This is a genomic window from Luteimonas kalidii, assembly GCF_029887935.1.
Classification (GTDB): Bacteria; Pseudomonadota; Gammaproteobacteria; order Xanthomonadales; family Xanthomonadaceae; genus Luteimonas; species Luteimonas kalidii.
Map to the genome: position 1 here is coordinate 43777 of NZ_JARXRO010000010.1, position 17136 is coordinate 60912.

General features: G+C 69.1%; 17 protein-coding genes. 3 read left to right on the plus strand and 14 right to left on the minus strand.

From position 1 onward, the window contains the following. Positions 1 to 32 precede the first annotated feature (32 nt). The 3 genes from QFW81_RS02990 to QFW81_RS03000 all read left to right on the plus strand — a co-directional run bounded on the left by QFW81_RS02990 (position 33) and on the right by QFW81_RS03000 (position 2290). Entirely contained in the window at positions 33 to 164 is a 132-nt protein-coding gene (locus tag QFW81_RS02990; RefSeq protein ID WP_280577081.1) for a hypothetical protein, read from the plus strand. A 35-nt stretch (positions 165 to 199) separates the two neighbouring features. Beyond that, positions 200 to 1354 (plus strand): endo-1,4-beta-xylanase, encoded by a 1155-nt coding sequence (locus QFW81_RS02995; protein WP_425603957.1) that lies wholly within the window; start codon positions 200 to 202, stop codon positions 1352 to 1354. A 174-nt stretch (positions 1355 to 1528) separates the two neighbouring features. Beyond that, entirely contained in the window at positions 1529 to 2290 is a 762-nt protein-coding gene (locus tag QFW81_RS03000) for an isocitrate lyase/PEP mutase family protein (protein WP_280577082.1), read from the plus strand. A gap of 72 nt (positions 2291 to 2362) precedes the next feature. Here QFW81_RS03000 and QFW81_RS03005 read toward each other — a convergent pair whose 3' ends face one another. The 14 genes from QFW81_RS03005 to QFW81_RS03065 all read right to left on the minus strand — a co-directional run bounded on the left by QFW81_RS03005 (position 2363) and on the right by QFW81_RS03065 (position 16891). Then, entirely contained in the window at positions 2363 to 2719 is a 357-nt protein-coding gene (locus tag QFW81_RS03005; protein WP_280577083.1) for a cupin domain-containing protein, read from the minus strand. A gap of 33 nt (positions 2720 to 2752) precedes the next feature. Beyond that, positions 2753 to 3301, minus strand: coding sequence for a GNAT family N-acetyltransferase (locus tag QFW81_RS03010; protein WP_280577084.1), 549 nt, complete (start codon positions 3299 to 3301; stop codon positions 2753 to 2755). An 83-nt stretch (positions 3302 to 3384) separates the two neighbouring features. Further along, positions 3385 to 3780 carry a YciI family protein gene (locus QFW81_RS03015; protein ID WP_280577085.1) on the minus strand — a complete coding sequence of 132 codons (396 nt, stop codon included), beginning with the start codon at positions 3778 to 3780 and terminating at the stop codon, positions 3385 to 3387. 79 nt (positions 3781 to 3859) lie between these two features. Further along, positions 3860 to 4300 (minus strand): DUF1810 domain-containing protein, encoded by a 441-nt coding sequence (locus QFW81_RS03020; protein ID WP_280577086.1) that lies wholly within the window; start codon positions 4298 to 4300, stop codon positions 3860 to 3862. 392 nt (positions 4301 to 4692) lie between these two features. Next, on the minus strand, positions 4693 to 5382 hold the full coding sequence (locus QFW81_RS03025) for a YoaK family protein (RefSeq protein WP_280577087.1): 690 nt from the start codon (positions 5380 to 5382) through the stop codon (positions 4693 to 4695). A gap of 109 nt (positions 5383 to 5491) precedes the next feature. Continuing rightward, entirely contained in the window at positions 5492 to 6100 is a 609-nt protein-coding gene (locus QFW81_RS17695) for a class I SAM-dependent methyltransferase (RefSeq protein WP_425603958.1), read from the minus strand. Between the two features lie 81 nt (positions 6101 to 6181). Further along, positions 6182 to 6460 (minus strand): hypothetical protein, encoded by a 279-nt coding sequence (locus QFW81_RS03030; RefSeq protein ID WP_280577088.1) that lies wholly within the window; start codon positions 6458 to 6460, stop codon positions 6182 to 6184. Positions 6461 to 6846: 386 nt separating this feature from the next. Beyond that, positions 6847 to 8037: a PepSY-associated TM helix domain-containing protein gene (locus tag QFW81_RS03035; protein WP_280577089.1), complete on the minus strand. Its 1191-nt coding sequence runs from the start codon at positions 8035 to 8037 to the stop codon at positions 6847 to 6849. Between the two features lie 7 nt (positions 8038 to 8044). Beyond that, on the minus strand, positions 8045 to 10051 hold the full coding sequence (locus QFW81_RS03040; protein ID WP_280577090.1) for a TonB-dependent receptor: 2007 nt from the start codon (positions 10049 to 10051) through the stop codon (positions 8045 to 8047). Positions 10052 to 10244: 193 nt separating this feature from the next. Then, positions 10245 to 10700: a hypothetical protein gene (locus QFW81_RS03045; RefSeq protein ID WP_280577091.1), complete on the minus strand. Its 456-nt coding sequence runs from the start codon at positions 10698 to 10700 to the stop codon at positions 10245 to 10247. Positions 10701 to 10973: 273 nt separating this feature from the next. Continuing rightward, on the minus strand, positions 10974 to 12281 hold the full coding sequence (locus QFW81_RS03050; protein ID WP_280577092.1) for a gluconate:H+ symporter: 1308 nt from the start codon (positions 12279 to 12281) through the stop codon (positions 10974 to 10976). Between the two features lie 27 nt (positions 12282 to 12308). Next, positions 12309 to 14330: a YjhG/YagF family D-xylonate dehydratase gene (locus QFW81_RS03055; protein WP_280577093.1), complete on the minus strand. Its 2022-nt coding sequence runs from the start codon at positions 14328 to 14330 to the stop codon at positions 12309 to 12311. Between the two features lie 147 nt (positions 14331 to 14477). Next, positions 14478 to 16076 (minus strand): aldehyde dehydrogenase (NADP(+)), encoded by a 1599-nt coding sequence (locus tag QFW81_RS03060; RefSeq protein ID WP_280577094.1) that lies wholly within the window; start codon positions 16074 to 16076, stop codon positions 14478 to 14480. Next, on the minus strand, positions 16073 to 16891 hold the full coding sequence (locus QFW81_RS03065; RefSeq protein WP_280577095.1) for a fumarylacetoacetate hydrolase family protein: 819 nt from the start codon (positions 16889 to 16891) through the stop codon (positions 16073 to 16075). The genes QFW81_RS03060 and QFW81_RS03065 overlap by 4 nt, the downstream gene beginning before the upstream one ends. Positions 16892 to 17136 lie beyond the last annotated feature (245 nt).

Genomic DNA, 17136 nt, shown 5'->3' on the forward strand with positions numbered 1-17136 from the left:
TGGGCGACTATCCCTTCGCCTGGACGCGCTGCATGTCTCGCGGCCACCTGTCCCACTCGGCGCCCGGCCACGAGGCCAAGACCTGCCGGGATCCGCCGCACCTGCAGATGATCGACGGCGCGATCGGCTGGGCCGCCGGGACGCCACGCGACACCTGCGAATGACGCCCCGTTCCATACACGATCTCCGGAGACTCCCGATGCGCATGCGCCACGTCGTCCACGCTCTCGCCGCCATCCTGCTGACCGGTGCCGCCGCGACCGCCTCCGCCGCGTCGCCGACGACGCTCAAGGACGCCTATGCCGACGCGTTCCTGATCGGCACCGCGATGAACGCCGACATGGTCTCCGGCCGCGACGCGCGCGCGCAGGCCCTGGCGACGCGTCACTTCAACGCGATCACCGCCGAGAACGTGATGAAGGCGGAAGTCCTGCACCCAGAGCCCGACACCTGGGACTTCTCCGCCGCCGATGCCTTCGTCGAGTTCGGCGAACGCCACGACCTGTTCATGGTCGGCCACACCCTGGTCTGGCACAACCAGACCCCGGCCTGGTTCTTCGCAGGCGACGACGGTACGCCCGCCGACCCGGCCACGATGCGCGAACGCATGCGCACCTACATCCACACCGTCGCCGGCCGCTACGCCGGGCGCCTGGATGCGTGGGACGTGGTCAACGAACAGATCGGCGAGGACGGCCAGTACCGGGACACGACGTGGGTCCGTGCCTACGGCGGCGACGGCGACGCGCTGGTGCGCGACGCCTTCCGCTTCGCCAGCGAAGCCGCACCCGACGCGGCGCTCTACTACAACGACTTCAACGCCTGGCGCCCGGAGAAGCGCGACGGCATCGTGCGCATGGTGAAGATGCTGCAGGACGCCGGCATCCGCATCGACGGCATCGGCATCCAGGGCCATTGGGGGCTGAACTATCCGTCCACCGCGCACATCGAGGCGGCGATCGACGCGTACGCCGCGCTCGGGGTGAAGGTGATGGTCACCGAACTCGACGTCGATGTGCTGCCGCTGACGAAGGAAGGCCAGATCATCGGCCAGGGCATGATGCACCCGCAGTTCCAGCTGCCGGAGTTCAAGACCTTCCTCGACCCCTACCGCGACGGGCTGCCCGATGCCGTGCAGCGCCAGCTCGCCGACCGCTATGCGGAACTGTTCCGCATCTTCCACGGCCGCCGCGACAAGCTGCACCGGGTGGCCGTATGGGGCGTGGAGGACGGCATGTCGTGGAAGAACGGTTACCCGATCCCCGACCGCACCAACTACACCCTGCTGTTCGACCGCGACGGCCAGCCCAAGCCGGCGTTCGATGCGGTGCTCGCGGTGCCGTCCGGGCGTTGACCGGCGTTCGGGCGACCGCCGCTCCCGCGGCCGCCCACCGCTTCCACCGGCAACGCCCGCGCACGCAGGACGCACGGTTCCGGCCTCAGGCCGGTTCGCGTCGGCGGACACCGCTATGATCGGTGCCGAGCCCGCGCGCGTGGTTCGCGCGCGCATCGCCACCCGGGAGACGCCATGAGCACCGTGACCGCCAATCGCGCGACGTTTCGCCGCATGCACGCCTCCGGGTTCTTCCTGCTGCCCAACGCCTGGGATCGCGGCAGCGCCGTGCGGCTGGTCGCGCACGGGTTTTCGGCGATCGCCTCCACCAGTTCGGGGGCGGCGTGGGCAGCGGGCAAGCAGGATGGCGAGATGACGTTGGACGAGGTCCTCGACCACCTGCGGCAGCTGGTCGACGCGGTGCCGGTGCCGGTCAACGCCGATTTCGAGAACGGCTTCGCCGACGCGCCCGACGCGGTCGCCCGCAACGTCGCGCGCGCGGTGGACACCGGCGTGGCGGCGCTCTCGATCGAGGACTGGTCCGGCAGCGCCATGTACGACACCGCGCTGGCGGTGGAGCGGCTGCAGGCGGCGCGCGAGGCGATCGACGCCATCGACCCGACGGTGATGCTGGTCGGCCGCAACGAGAACTTCCGCGTGCCCGGCATGCCGGTCGCTGACAGCATCGCACGCGCGGTGGCGTACGCCGATGCGGGTGCCGACTGCCTGTTCGTGCCGTTCCTGCTCGACGCCGGCGCGGTCTCCGAACTCGTCGCCGCGGTGGCGCCGAAGCCGGTGAACGTGGTGCTCGGCGCGTTCGACGCACGCATCGCCGAATTCGCCGCGCTCGGCGTGCGCCGCTGCAGCACGGGTGGTGGCCTGGCGAAGCAGGCCTGGAATGCGTTCGACGACGCCGCACGCACGCTGAAGCAGTTCGAGGATCAGGCCAACGCCTAGCCCGCGACGAATCGCGGGCCTGGCGCGCCACCGCGTCGCGATACCGGGCGTGCCGATCGGACTCCGCGCCGGCTAGATCAGGACCCGTGCGGCCGCGGTCGCGGGGTCGCCCGTGTTCGGCGTGCCCTGCGGTTCGATCAGCAGGATGTGCGCCTCTTCGTCCGCCACCGGGCAGTGCTCGACGCCCTTGGGCACCACGTACAGGTCCCCCGGTCCGAGTGCGACCTCGCCGTCGCGCAGCAGGATGCGCAGCCGGCCGCTCAGCACCAGGAAGAAATCGTCGGTTTCGTCGTGCCGGTGCCAGTTGAAGGGGCCTTTCGCCTTCACCACCATCAGGTCGTGGCCGTTGAACTGGCCCACGGTGCGCGGCTGGTAGTGCTCGTGGAAGGTGGACAGCTTCTGGGCGAGGTTGATCGGCGCGGGGCTCATCGGCGGGGTCGACTCTTCACGTGGGGAATGGCGTCACGGTGTGAGGGCGGAGGATGCGATCGCAACGCCCATGATGGTGTCGTCGTAGTCCTGGCCGCCCACGCTGAACCGGCGCGTGCCCAGGGCCTGGAAGCCGGCGCGCTGGTAGAAGCCGATCGCGGCGGCGTTGTGCGCATAGACGCCCAGCAGCAGGCGCCGCGCGCCGCAGTCGGCCGCATGCGCTTTCGCCAGCGAGACCAGGTGACCGCCGAGCCCGCCGCCGCGCCAGCGGTCCAGCAGGTAGATGCGCTTGATCTCGAGATCGCCGGGCGTGGCATCGGGCAGCGGCAGGTCCGCGGGCGATACGACCATGTAGCCCACCGGCGCGCGGCCCGGTTCGGCTTCGACCAGCCACAGCGCACAGGCCGGATCGGCCAGCCACGCCCGGTAGCGCGCCGGGGCGTGCGCGTCCGCGCAGTGGGCCACGATGGCGTCGCCGGCCAGCACGCCGGCGAAGGTCTGCAGGAACGTCGCCTGCCCGACCAGCGCCAGCGCCGCTTCGTCACCGGCCACGCAGCGCCTGATGTTCGTGTCGGACGGCATGGGCCTCCCGGTCGCGGAGCGCACCGCGCGCCTCGCAGGATGATGGATCGCAGCGGACGTTCTACGTGGCGAGGGGCCCGCCATCAAGTCCCGTGCGTCACACGCTGGCGGCGTGCGTACGCCCCGATCCGGCCGCGGCCGGCCGCCGCGTCGTTCAGGACTGCGGATCGAACTGGAACACCCGCAATTCCTGATCGCATCCGCGCCGCCCAGTCGACCCCATCCTCGCGCGTGGGCAATTCCAGCACGGTGAATCCCCCGTGCAGCCGCGGCCCCGACGGATACCCGCCCTCGGCCACGGCGCCATCGGCCGACACCCGCACCGGCGCCACCTGCTCGTCGATGCCGCCGCCGAACACGTACACTCCGGCGCGCCTGGCCTCATCGATCACAGCGTGCGAATCGCGGACCACCGCGTCCCACTCGCCGTCGGGGACGCGCATCGCCACGCTGGGGAAGGAGATCAGGTACTTGGCCATGGCGGGGTCCGGTCGGCGGTGGACGTCGATCCTGCCAGTGGCAGGCACGTGCAGAAGGCACGCTCAAACTAGCGCCCCGCTACGCGTCGCCGTGAACCCGCAGCAGTTCGAGTGTGCGCGGATCCCGCTCGCCGGCAAAGAAGCGCTCCAGGGCCGCGGCGAAGACGGGTTCGTCCGGATCGGCCAGTGCGAACAGCGTCAGGCAGGACCTGAACTTCAAGGCATCGAGTTCGCCGAGCACGTCACTTGCGGCCAGGGTGCGGTGCGACAGCATGGCCTGCGCAGCCTCCCGCAGCCGAGGGCCCAGAACAGGGTCGGCCATGTAGGCACGGGCCTCGGCCAAGTCTGCAATCCCGTAGGCCTCCGAAGTGGCGCTGCGCCCCAGCCCCCTGAGCTGCGGAAACACGAACCAGATCCAGTGCGTGCGTTTTCGCCCGGCCCGCAACTCACGCAAGGCAGCTGGATAGACATCCGCCTGCGCCTGCCGGAAGCGTTTCAGGGGATCGGTGCCCGGTTTCACGAGCCTTCTCCTCCTGGTGCTCGTCGCCTTCGCATCTTTCGCCCGGTCGCAGGGCGAGATGCCATCGTCCCGATCGAGCGGTCGGGCCACAGTACTCGCCACAGCCAAGCGATCGCGAAACCGTACACAAGCCACTGGAGCGCGGCGGCCAGCGCCACGGCACCCGCTGACGGCGATCCACCCGCTGGAAGGCCAGTAAGCGCGAAAAGCACGGCGGGAAGATTGATGGCCGACGCGACATTCGTGGCGAGCGGTTGGCCAGCGAGCCAGTCGGCGAGCGGTGAGCCGCCCGCCAGCAAGAGCCAGCTGAGCACGAGGCCAACCGTAGCGATGCAGCCTGTGCGGATTACCAGTTGCACCATGAAAGTCCCTGGGCACCAATAGCCGAGTTGCTATACCGCGTCGCCACGCACTGGCTCTGTACGGTCCTTGCGGATCCGATACAGCCCGTACGCGATGGACACGACGGCGGTAAGACTGGCAGGAAACAGGAGGGCGGAGTACGCGAACGCCTGGAAGGCGAACGTGCCCGCGACACCACCGCACAGGAATCCGGAGATGACGAGGAAGCAGAGCCGCAGACGTCGCGCATCCACCGGGAGGCCACGCAGCGCGTGACCGAGGAAGATGCCGAGATCCGTGAACATGCCGGATACGTGCGAAGTGCGAACGACGGTTCCGCTGTAGGTACTCACCATTGCGTTCTGAAGGCCAATCGCGCAGGCAGCGGTATACATCCCGTAGGCGCTTTCGTATCCAAGGAGAGGAACCGAGACGAAGAGCAATAGTGATACCAGAAGCAAGGCAGCGCCGTACCTGCGGCCGAGCCGCAACGCAGTGTCCTGGATGACGAATCCACTGATCACGGCACCTGCTACGAACGATCCGATCAGCAATGCAAAATGAAGCACTGCCGACAGATTCAAGGTCGCCAATGCCCCCGCCAGAAGGGACGTGTTGCCGGTGAGGTGGGTGATGGCCTCATGCTTGAAGCCGAGCAACCCAACCACATTGACCATGCCCGCGATGAAGGCGAGCGCCCATGCGCCGGCCCATACCCAACGGGGAAGCTTCGATATCATTGTGCTTGCGCGACGCGCATCAGCGGTCTAACACCTAGATTGAGCCGCGCCGCGAAGCGGCGCGGCTTAAATGAATTGTTAGCCGGCACTCTTCGAAAACTAATTCTTCTTATGAATGTGCCAACACCAGCCATGTCCAAGTGACTCCCGCTGCCCGATTCTTTTCCTGCACCGACTCAGCTGACCGTCTGGCGAGAATTTTCAAGTTGCCTTGGCAAGCGAGAGCGACTGCTTCCGACGTGGGCGCGGGGAAGCACTCTCGGTCTGGCAAGCCTAGTCCGTGACGCACTGACATGATGATCCGACCGCATGGTGAAAGAAGTTTAGACAAATTCGTCATAGCAACTACGCGCTCCTCGGGCGTGAGATGCTGCCAAACGGCAACAAGCAACACGAGGTCGAACCTCTCACCTTTCTTAAGCATGCGAGTTAACAATGGCAGACGGTCGTCAACCCAATGAATTAACGGAGAGGGGTGCAGAAGCATGCCGGCTTTACGGAATTTCTCCACTGGCTCAACCGCAGTCAAGCTATGGCCCTGCGAAGCAAGCCAAGCGGCATCGCGGCCTGTACCTGCGCCAATCTCAACGATCCGCGATGGATGCTTGGGCAAGAAGTCTAGTACGTGAGCAAAAACGTCAGGCGCTGAAATAGCTTCAAACGCAGGGATGAGATGTTCCGCCCCGGCGACGTATCCGCTGATGCTTGTTCGTTCCATGCGAATGCGACGACCTTGCTGCTGCCCGCTAACACCTGAGTTAAGCCGTGCCGCGAAGCGGCATCGGGCTTGAATGAATGGTTAGACGCTGCCGAAGAGTCTGGCAACGCACTTGTTGCACGCGAAGACAGCAACCACAGCGCCGATGGAACCCACGCCGACGCCTAAGATCACAGCGATGTGCTCGCCAACATCCTGACTTGGTTTCGCGTACCAAGCCAGCACGGCAAAAAGGAGAACAATCAGGGAGGAAGCGGCGAGCAGCGCAGGGCGCTTCCAAGATCGAACGGGCATCTCACCCCAGAAGCAGACGAGGTTGATCGGCCTACAGAACTTGCATGGCGAGGTTTCGCGATCCATCACACGTCTAACCACGAATAGACCCCACCTTGGGGCATAAGCCCGCACTTTGCTCTCGCCCCAAGGCTCCGTCAATCGGCTTCGCTCTGCTGATCAAGCACTTGCAGCCTCGCGAGGCTGATCGCATGTCATCGCGATCGGCGGAATATGCTGCGACCAGACGGTGTAGCGTGATACGCCGACAATCTCGCCGGCGTATCCAGCAGGCGGCACCTTCGGCAAGGATGGGTTGTTTCGCCGGAATTGAGTCGGCTCATGCCCATTCTTGCTCCCGATCGGCGCACGCTTCGGATCTCGGCCGGCGTATCTCCACCGGGAAAGGGCCGACATTGCTGGGCGGGCGGGAAGAGGCGACCTCACCTCCGATCGCGTTGCTCGTCTCTGCCCTAGCCTGTGGTGGATCGAAACGCGCGCCCGCCCCCAGTTCCCCGAACCGCTCGCCGCCGACGCCACCACAGCCACACGCCGGTCACGCACACCAACGCAGTACCAACGCCCGACACGAACACCGCAACCCTGCCCGGCAGCCCGAACGCTTGGCCCGAGTGCAGGGCGTACTGCCAGACGAACAAGGCATCGCCTGCACTTTCGCCGCGATCGTGACGTTGGCCGCGGAGGCGGCCGTCGTCCATGGCCACGTAGGTCCACAGGCGGCCCTGCTGGTCGACGTCGCGCGGGTCGAACGTGCGCACGGCGTACGCGCCCACGCGCGGCAGGATGCGCACGCTGTGGATGCGTGCGTCGGGCTGTTGCGCTTGCACGCGCGCGATGGCCTGGTCGATGTCGATCGTGCGCGGAGTGTCGGGTGCGGGCGGCATGGTCCAGTCCAAGCGTCCGGACACCGGCGACAGCACGCCCACTGCGTCGCGACTTGCCTCTGGCCAGGCCAGGGTCACGCCGGTGAGCGACATCACGAAGGTCAGCACCAGCAGCCACATGCCGGGCGCACGGTGGCGGTCGTGGCGACGACGGCCGCTGCCGGGAGGCCCGGCGAGGCGGAACGCATCGCGCCATGCGGCCAGGCGCGGCAGCGACAGCCACGCCGCCGCCAGATGGTCGAGCAGCCACAGCAGCGACACCAGGCCGAACAGCCAGGTGACCACCGGGCCGAGCATCAGGTCGACGTGCAGGCCGTAGAGCACGTCCATCACGTGGCGGCGATCGAGCGCGAACCGGCCCTGTTCGCGCCAGCCCAGCACGCGACCGTCGTCCGGGTGCGAGAACAACTGGAAGTCGCGTTCGACGCCGCCGCTGTCTTCGTGCCCCAGCATCCACAGCGTGCGTCCCGGTGCGTGCGGGAACTCGACGATCCACGGCTCGAAACCCGGCAGCGCCTCCTGCGCGCGCGCGATCGCAAGTTCGAGCGGTGCCGGCGCGTCCGACGTGGCGACGACCTCGCCGGTCGTACGCAGGTCAGGATTGAGCCAGGTGTCGATCTCGTCGTAAAAGGTGATCGCGCTGCCGGTCAGTGCGAGCAGCAGCAGCCACAGCGAAGCGCCCAGCCCGAACCAGCGATGCCAGGCCAGCAACGCCAGGCGCGTGCGCACGCGCCAGCCACCGGGTGCCCGTGCGACCACGCGAGGCTCAGAACCGCAGGGTCGCGCCAAGCCGGAAGTTGCGCCCGGGCTCGTTGAGCCCGGCGACGAGTTCGTAATCCGGGATGGCGGTGTAGTCGGCCACGCTGGCGTGCGCGCGGTAGCTGCGGTCGAACAGGTTGTAGACGCCGGCGAACAGTTCGAAGCGGTCGGTCGCCAGCGGCTGCCAGCGCGCGAACAGGTCGACCACGGTGTAGCCGGGCTTGTCGACGAACTGGGTATCGGGCAGGTAGCCCAGCTCGACGTCGCGGAACAGCACCTCGACATCGTCCAGGTCTTCCACGTGGGTCACGCCCAGCTGCAGGCCGAAGCGGTCGTCCGGACGGTAGCCGAGCATCAGGTTCCAGTTGTCGCCCATGGAGTTGCCGAGCGCGATGTGTTCGTAGCCTTCGATCCGGCGATCATTGAGCCTAGAGTCGTAGCGGTTGTAGTAGGCATCGGCCGAGAACGCGCCGCGGATGATGCCCGCACGCAGTTCCACGCCCTCGGAGCGGAACGTGCCGACGTTCTCGTAGTACACCCCGCCCTGCGGCGGCGGGCCGCTGTAGAGCTGGTCGAGCACCACGTCGTCGATGGTCATGCGATAGACCACGGCCGAAGCGCTGATGCCGTCGCGCGCCCAGGCCAGGCCGAGTTCGGTGTTGTCCACCTGTTCCGGCTGCAGGGTCGGCGACAGGGTGAGGCGGCCGGGGCGCTGCTCGAGCGTGAACGCATCGCCGATCTCCTTGCCGCGGAACGCCTCGGCATAGCCCACGTTGAGGGTGAGCTCCGGCGTCAGCCGGTAGCTGCCGCCGGCGTTGAGGCTCACGCCGTCGCTCCCGGTGCCGCCACCGTAGGTGGTGAGGTCGAGGTCGTAATCGTCGTAGCGCGCGCCGAAGCTCAGCAGCAGCGGTTCGCTCACCTGCCAGTGGTCCTGCACGTAGACGCCGAGCAGGCGGCCCTGCTCCTCGAACCGTCCGATCGCCGGATCCCAGGCCCAGGGTTGCCAGGTGGCGGCATCGGCGAGGTACTGGCTGGACACGCTGTCGTCGCGGTGCTCGATACCGGCGGTGATGCGATGGGGGCCGGCACGCCAGCGGCCGCGCAGGTCGAAGCCCCAGGTGTCGATGTCGGCGCCGTAGCGGCCCCAGCGATCGTAGCGGTCCTGCACGAAGCTCGATTCGGTGCGGTAGCCCGTCGCCTCGAGTTCGAAGGCGTCGCTGACGGCCACGCCGTAGTTCAGCACCGCGGTGCGACGTTCGCCTTCCACCGGGAACAGCGGCTCGCCTTCCAGCACCGGCCAGTTGGGACGCGCGCCGAAGTCGCCCTCCTCGCGGCGCACCTCGTAGCTGGCGGCGAGCCGATGGCCGTCGCCGAACTCGCCGCCGATCTTGACGAAGCCCAGGCGCTGGTCGGCGCCGGTGCCGCGCAGGGTGGTGCCGTCGCCGTCCTCGTAGTCGTCGCGGTCCACGCGCACGAACGAGGCGAGGATGCCGATGTCGCCCGACAACCGCCCGAACGCGGTGGCGCTGGCCTTGTGGCCGGCGTTGCTGAACCAGCCGGCCTTGAGCAGCGCACCGGCATCGCGGCCGGGCTGCAGCAGGTCCACCGGGTTGCGGGTGCGGAAGCGGATCGCGCCGCCGATCGCGCCGAAGCCCGAGGTCGCCTCGCCCGGGCCGGCCTGCACGTCGACCGTTTCCAGCAACTCCGGCTCGATCGAAACCCGGCCCACGTGGTGGAACAGGGTGCCGCGCTGCGGCGCGCCGTCGACGGTGACGTTGAGCAGCGAATCCTCCAGCCCGCGCACGTAGATCTTCTGCGCCAGGCCCACGCCCCCGCCCACCTGCACCGACGGGATGGCGCGGAACAGGTCGGCCAGATCGTTGGCTTGGGTGAGCTCGATGTCCTCGCGGTCGAGCACCTCGTCGGTCATGGCGCCGACGACGACCACCTGGTCGAGGGCGACCGCCGCTGGCTCTTCAACCGTCGCGGCCTGGGCGAAGGCCCCCGCAGGCATGGCGAGCACGATCGCGGCCGCAAGCCGGCTGAGGCGGAACGTAGTGGACGTGGAACGGGCAGGAACGCATTGGAACGGCATCGGAACCCCCTGATCTGCAGGGGGCAAGTTTGAAAGATAATGAGAATGATTGTCAAACAAGAGCGGCTCTCAGGAGGCCGCATTCAGCACCTGCGCAGCGACGGCGATGCGGCTAGCGCAGCACACCACGACGCGCGAGGCGTCGGCTATACACGGCCATCGCCAGGGTGAGCCCCGCCAGCACCAGCGGCATCGCCCACAGCACCCCCATGGCCTCCCGGCCGGGCGTGAGCACCAGCACGTGCAGGACGTAGAGCAGGCCGCCCACCAGCGACACCACGAACAGGATCCACGCCTGGCGGCGCTTCAGCAGCAACGCAGCCGCCGCGGCCAGGCCGCCCCAGACCGACAGCGTCCAGCCGACGATCGCCCACGCGGGCACCGCCGAGAAGTAGGCGACCTGCCCGTCCGTCATGCCGGCCGAACGGTAGTACGCCTCGCCCACGGCGAGGCTCATGCCGTGATCGAACGCGGCCGCGATGCCATAGAGCAGGAACATGCCGCCTGCCAGCCACGCCTGCCACGGCATCTGCGCCGCGGATCGATCCCCGCCTTGTCCCCTGCCCATGCTTCCGCTTCCCCGTTTGTCCGAGGCCAGTCTGCGGGCGGCGCTACGGGGCCGACAGTTGCGTAGGTGCAGGAGACTTCCGGCACCCCAGCATGACGCTACCTGGGCGCGACACGCCGAATGCGACTCACCCGCGACGGCAGCGCTGCAGGCACCGCGCGGGTCTGCGTGCCGGCGATGTCGCGCATCACCGTGCAGTCGATTCGCGTCCTCGGGAAATCGTGGCGACCGGCCCCGTCGCCCTGATCGATCAAGGCGAACGCGGGATCCGTATCAGACCACCAGCTCCAGCAGCAGCACCCCCGCCAGCCCGACGATCGAGATCGTCGTCTCCATCACGGTCCACGACGCGAAGGTCTGCTTCATGGACAGGTTGAAGAATTCCTTGAACATCCAGAACGCCGAGTCGTTGACGTGCGAGCCGAACACGCTGCCCGCGCCCACCGCCAGCACCATCAGTTCCGGCGAGGCGCCGGTGGTGGCGATCAGCGGGCCGACGACGCCGGCGGCGGTGATCACCGCCACCGTGGCCGAGCCGATCATCACCCGCAGGATGGCCGTGGCCAGCCACGCGAAGATCAGCGGCGGCATCTGCCAGCTTTCGCTCAGCGCGGCGATCTGCGCGCCCACGCCGCTGTCCACCAGCACCTGCTTGAACACGCCGCCGGCGGTGATGATCAGCAGGATCACGGCGATGCTGGCGATGGCGGCATTGAGCCACTTCGTCTGCGTCTCCAAGCCCACGCCGCGGCGATAACCGAGCCACCAGAACGCGACCAGCGTGGCGAGTAGCAGCGCCACGGTGGGATTACCGAGGAACAGCAGCCCGGTACGTAGGAGGCCTTCCGGCAGCAGCGCATCGGCCAGCACCGACACGCTGATCAGGATCACCGGCGAGAGCGCGATCAGGAACGAGCTCCAGGCTCCCGGCAGTTCCTTGTGCTGCGTGCTGGACGTGAACAGGTCCAGCATCGGCGGATTGATCACCTGCAGGCGCCTGCCCAGGATCGGCCCGGCGATGATCACCGCCGGGATCGCCATCGCGATGCCGTAGACCAGGGTCAGGCCCATGTCGGCGCCGAACGCGTTCACCAGCACCACCGGTCCCGGGTGCGGCGGCAGGAAGCAGTGGGTGGTGCTGAGCGAGGCCACGGTGGGGATGGCGAGGTACAGGATCGGCAGCCCGGTCTTGCGCGCCAGCGAGAAGATCAGCGGCACCAGGATGATGAAGCCGGCGTTGAAGTACAACGGGATGCCGACCAGGAAGCCGGTGAGCAGCAGCGCCCACTGGATGTTCTGCTCGCCGAAACGCGCGATCAGGGTGGTGGCGATCTTTTCCGCCGCGCCGCTCTCTTCCAGCACCTTGCCCAGGATCGCGCCGAGCACGATCACCAGTGCCAGGCCCGCGAGCGTGCTACCGACGCCGGCATCGATGGTCTTGAGCAGGTCCTGTGGCGACATGCCGAGCAGCAGGCCCATCGGGATCGCCACGATCAGCAGCGACAGGAACGGGCTGAGCTTGCGCGCGGTGAGGAAGATCTGCAGCGCGATCGCCGCGGCGATGATCAGGAACATGGTCATGCGGTGCGCCCTCCCCGGCGACTGGTATCAAGGATTGCCGGCATCCTGCGGTCCGCGCGTCGCACGCAGCACCTCGCGCCCGGCGCGCAATGTTTCGAGGATGGCGTCCACGTCGTAGACGCAGCCGCCCCAGGTGCCGCCGCTGGCGTCCTGCAGCGCAGCCCACAGGCGGGTGTCGGCGGGCAGGCGCGGATGTGCGGCGATCGCGGGATGGACTTCGCGCGACGCCAGCACGGCGGCGGCAGCGGCCGGTTCGAGCGGCGCGTCGGGATCTTCGCCGATGAAATCGAGCCGGCCCTCGAGCCGCACGCGGTCGATCTCGATCCGCACCACGTCGTGGTCGCGCAGCCGGCCGATCGGCCCACCGGCCAGCGCCTCCGGGCCGACATGGCCGATGCAGGCGCCGGTCGACACGCCGGAGAAGCGCGCATCGGTGATCACCGCCACGTGCTTGCCCCAGGGCAGGTGCTTGAGCGCGGAGGTGAGCTGGTAGGTCTCCTCCATGCCGGTGCCCGCCGGGCCGCAGCCGGCCAGCACGATGATGTCGCCCGCGCGCACCGCGTCGTCGCCCTTGGACTTGATCGCGCGGATCGCGTCGCGCTCGCTGGCGAACACGCGCGCGGGGCCGGTGTGGCGATAGACCTCGTCGTCGTCGACCACCGAGGGATCGATCGCGGTGGCCTTGATCACCGAGCCGTCGGGCGCGAGGTTGCCGCGCGGGAACACCAGTGCGCTCGACATCCCCGCCGCGCGCGCGGCATCGGGCCCCATGATCACGTGCGCGGGATCCACGCCGTCGAGTTCGCGCAGCCGCTCGCGCGCGATCCGGCGCGCATCGCTGCGTTCCCACCAGTCGAGGTTGTCACCGAGCGAACGTCCGGTGACCGTGGGCACGTCCAGGTGCAGCAGGCCCATCGCGCGCAGGTGCAGCATCACCTCCGGCACGCCGCCGGCCATGAACACCTGCACCGTGGGATGGTGGCGCGGACCGTTGGGCAGCGCATCGACCAGGCGCGGGGTGGCGCGGTTGGCGCGGATCCAGTCGTCGACGGTCGGGCGTTCGACGCCCGCCGCGTGCGCGATCGCCGGCACGTGCAGCAGCAGGTTGGTGGAACCGCCGAAGGCCGCGTGCACCATCACGGCGTTGTCCACCGCCGCGCGGGTCAGGATCGCCGAGAGCGCGGTGCCCTGCCGCGCCAGCTGCACCAGCGCCAGCGCCGAGCGACGTGCGATGTCGAGCCACACCGGTTCGCCGGATGGCGCCAGTGCACTGTGCGGCAGCGCGATGCCGAGCGCCTCGGCGATCACCTGCGAGGTGGCCGCGGTGCCGAGGAACTGGCAGCCGCCGCCGACCGAACCGCAGGCGCGGCAGCCCATGGCGGCGGCGTGTTCCAGGTCGATCAGCCCGTGCGAGAAGCGCGCGCCGATGGTCTGCACGATCGCGGTGTCCTCGGCGCCGCGCGCAGGCAGGGTGACGCCTCCGGGCACGATCACGCCGGGCAGGTCGGCGCAGCCGGCCAGCGCCAGCATCGTCGCCGGCAGGCCCTTGTCGCAGGTGGCCACGCCCAGCACGCCGCGGCGCGTGGGCAGCGAGCGGATCAGCCGCCGCATCACCACCGCCGCGTCGTTGCGGTACGGCAGGCTGTCGAACATGCCGGTGGTGCCCTGGGTGCGACCGTCGCAGGGATCGGAACACATCACCGAGAACGGCAGTCCCTCGTGCGCGGCGAAGGCTTCGGCCGCGGCGCGCACCATGCGGTCGATCTCCCAGTGACCCGTGTGCAGGCCGAGCGCGACCGGCCGCCCGTCCTCCGCGCGCAGGCCGCCCTGGGTGCTGACGATCAGGTACGGGTCACGCGCCACTTCCGACGCGCGCCAACCCATGCCCGCGTTCTGGGTCATGCCGAACAGGTGGCCGCTGGGCGAATCGCGCAGGGTGTCGGCGTCGATCGGCAGGCTGCCGGCCGGGCCTTCGCCGGAGGTGCGTGACTGCGCGAGTGTGGCGCCGTCGCCCAGCAGGGTGTCGAGGTCGAAATCGGGAGACGTCATGGCGCGCTCCTTGCCGCATCGTGGGCAATGGATCGGGAGTGCAAGGGCACGCGACACACCGTGCCGCCACCCCGTCCCTCCCCCGAAAGCGGGAGAGGGGGAGAAGCAGATCGCAGTATGCGACGCATCTCCCCAGCGACAGGCGCGCTACACGTCACGCGTCGTCCATTCGCCGTCGACCAGGCGCGGCAGCGTGCCGGTCGGGTTGCGGTCCTGCAGCGGCAGCGGCAGGCGATGCGCGCGCACGTTGTCGTAGCTGTGCAGCGCGGAGAAGCGGATCAGCGAGGCGGGGATGCCCACCGCGGTGAAGCCCGGGTGGCCGGTGGCCGGGAACGGGCCGCCATGGTTCATCGCCGCGCTCACCGCCACGCCCGTGGGCATCTTGTCGTTGAGCAGGCGGCCCACGCGGGTGCGCAGGATCGGCGCCAGCGCATCATAGGCGGCGTCGTCGCTGCCGCCCGTGTCGCTGCAGATGGTGCCGGTGAGGTTGCCTTCCATCGCCTTCGCGACGTCCAGCACCTGCGTGGGCGAATCGGCCACCACCACCAGGTTGACGTGGCCGAAGGCCTCGGACTGCAGCGCGCCCGGATCGGCAAGGAAGCGTTCGCCCGACACCCGCAGCACGGTCGGCTGGAACGCGAAGCCCTCCGCGTCCTCGGCGATCGCACCGCCGGCCAGCAGTTCGGCGCCGGCCGACTGCAGCGCCGCCACGGTGGAGGCGATGTCGCGCGGCGCATGCGGCGAGAGCAGCACGCCGGGCTTGGCCTCGGCGGTGAGGCGCTGCAGCTGTTCGACGAAACGCTCGGCCTCGTCGCCGGCCTGCAGCACGGTGACGCCCGGCTTGGTGCAGAACTGGCCCGCGCCCATCGCGCAGGAACCGTGCAGCTCGGTGGCGAGCGCCTCGCCGCGCTCGCGCAGCGCGCCGGGCAGCACGAACACCGGATTGACGCTCGACATCTCCAGGTAGATCGGCTTGCCCACCGCGTCGGCCGCGGCCTTGAGCTTCATTCCGCCCGGGCGACCGCCGGTGAACGCCACCGCGCCCACGCGCGGATCGGACACCAGGCGCAGGCCCAGCTCGCCATCGGTGCGGAAGAACATCTGCACCGCGCCCGACGGCATGCCCGCGGCCTGCGCGGCCTCGAGCGCGGCTTCGGCCAGCAGCACCGAGGTGCGCGGATGCGCGGGATGGGCCTTGGCGATCACCGGATTGCCGGCGGCGATCGCGGCGGCGAAATCGCCCCCGGCGATGCCGTTGAAGGCATAGGGGAAGTTGTTCGGCCCGAACACCACCACCGGGCCGCCGAGCGGCGCATGGATCGAACGGATGCCGGCAGCGGTGTCGATGGTGGCGCGGCGCCAGCTGCCGTCGCGGGCGGCGCGCGCGGCCTGTCGCAGCTGGCCGGTGGTACGCGGCAGTTCGACGTTGCGCAGTCGCGGTTCGGCCGGCAGCCCGGTCTCGCGGTGCGCGGCTTCCACCAGCGCATCGGCGCGCGCCTCGATCGCCTCCGCATAGCCTTCGAGGAAGCCGGCGAGCGTCTCGCCGGGCAACTGCGACATCGTCGCGGCCGCGGCGTGGCCGGCCGCGAGCAGCGCATCGAGATCGGCCCAGCCGGACACGGGATAGGCGTGTTCGTCGATCGTCGCGCGGCTGGAGGGATTGAAGGCATGGAAGCGGTCGGAAGGCGCCTCGGCCTGGCGCCAGGCGCCGTCGAGCAGGATCGGTTGCAGCATGGGGGTGGTCATTGGACGGGGTTCTCCAGGATCAGTCCGTCGATGTCGATGCGCACGACATCGCCGGAACGCAGGGTGAAATCCTCGCCGGGCACGATGCCGGTGCCGGTGAAGAGGAAGGCGCCACGGGGTTGGCGCAGTTCGCGCAGGAGCCAGCCGGCGAGTTCCTCCAGGCTGCGCTTGATCTGCGAGGTACGGGTGGTGCCGGCGAAGGCCGGCGAGCCGTTGCGCCGGATTTCCAGCGACACGGCGAGGTCGCGCATCTGCGCCGCATCGCACAGGCGGATGCCCGGGCCGATCGCGCAGCCGCCATCGTAGACCTTGGCCTGCGGCAGGTACAGCGGGTTCTCGCCCTCGATGCTGCGCGAGGACACGTCGTTGCCGGTGCTGTAGCCGACGATCTCGCCCGCGGACGTGAGCACCAGGACGAGCTCGGGTTCCGGCACGTCCCACGCGCTGTCGGCGCGCACACGGATCGGCGCGCCGTGGCCGGCGACGCGCCAGCCGGTGGCCTTGAAGAACAGCTCGGGCCGCTCGGCGTCGTACACCTTCTGGTACACGTCGCGGCTCTGCGATTCGGCCTCGCGCGCCATCCGGCTGCTGAGGTAGGTCACGCCGCTGGCCCAGACTTCCTGCGCGTCCTCCACCGGCGCCAGCAGCGGTGCATCGGCATCGCCCTCGCGCGGCAGCCGCGCGAGGCTGTCGCGCGCTTCGCCGGCGGGCAGCCCCAGCCACTGCGAGAGGCTGAAATCGGCGGGCAGGTAGCGGCCATCGAGCGCCCAGCGCGGGCCGTCGGTGGTGGCGTGGCGGGTCAGCAGGCTGTGCATGTCGGATCTTCCGGAGAGAGGCGTGGACGGTGCGCCGGGCCGGCGCAGGCGCGCGACGCGCACGGCGTCGCACGGAATGGATGAGGCGATGCGCGCAGGCGCGACTGCGCCCGTCCTGAAGCGCGGCGGTTGCGTCTGCAACCGGATCCGCCAATCGCGTGCAGCGGGCTTGGGGCTATGATCGCGCCACGGGTCGCGACGCTGCGTGCGGCGATCCGCGCCGCGCGACGACGCGCAGCCCGGCG

Coding starts and splice junctions, on each gene's coding strand:
- QFW81_RS02990 (WP_280577081.1), top strand. CDS start 33: ATGTCTCGCGGCCACCTGTCCCACTCGGCGCCCGGCCACGAGGCCAAG.
- QFW81_RS02995 (WP_425603957.1), top strand. CDS start 200: ATGCGCATGCGCCACGTCGTCCACGCTCTCGCCGCCATCCTGCTGACC.
- QFW81_RS03000 (WP_280577082.1), top strand. CDS start 1,529: ATGAGCACCGTGACCGCCAATCGCGCGACGTTTCGCCGCATGCACGCC.
- QFW81_RS03005 (WP_280577083.1), bottom strand. CDS start 2,719: ATGAGCCCCGCGCCGATCAACCTCGCCCAGAAGCTGTCCACCTTCCAC.
- QFW81_RS03010 (WP_280577084.1), bottom strand. CDS start 3,301: ATGCCGTCCGACACGAACATCAGGCGCTGCGTGGCCGGTGACGAAGCG.
- QFW81_RS03015 (WP_280577085.1), bottom strand. CDS start 3,780: ATGGCCAAGTACCTGATCTCCTTCCCCAGCGTGGCGATGCGCGTCCCC.
- QFW81_RS03025 (WP_280577087.1), bottom strand. CDS start 5,382: ATGATATCGAAGCTTCCCCGTTGGGTATGGGCCGGCGCATGGGCGCTC.
- QFW81_RS17695 (WP_425603958.1), bottom strand. CDS start 6,100: ATGGAACGAACAAGCATCAGCGGATACGTCGCCGGGGCGGAACATCTC.
- QFW81_RS03030 (WP_280577088.1), bottom strand. CDS start 6,460: ATGGATCGCGAAACCTCGCCATGCAAGTTCTGTAGGCCGATCAACCTC.
- QFW81_RS03040 (WP_280577090.1), bottom strand. CDS start 10,051: ATGCCTGCGGGGGCCTTCGCCCAGGCCGCGACGGTTGAAGAGCCAGCG.
- QFW81_RS03045 (WP_280577091.1), bottom strand. CDS start 10,700: ATGGGCAGGGGACAAGGCGGGGATCGATCCGCGGCGCAGATGCCGTGG.
- QFW81_RS03050 (WP_280577092.1), bottom strand. CDS start 12,281: ATGACCATGTTCCTGATCATCGCCGCGGCGATCGCGCTGCAGATCTTC.
- QFW81_RS03055 (WP_280577093.1), bottom strand. CDS start 14,330: ATGACGTCTCCCGATTTCGACCTCGACACCCTGCTGGGCGACGGCGCC.
- QFW81_RS03060 (WP_280577094.1), bottom strand. CDS start 16,076: ATGACCACCCCCATGCTGCAACCGATCCTGCTCGACGGCGCCTGGCGC.
- QFW81_RS03065 (WP_280577095.1), bottom strand. CDS start 16,891: ATGCACAGCCTGCTGACCCGCCACGCCACCACCGACGGCCCGCGCTGG.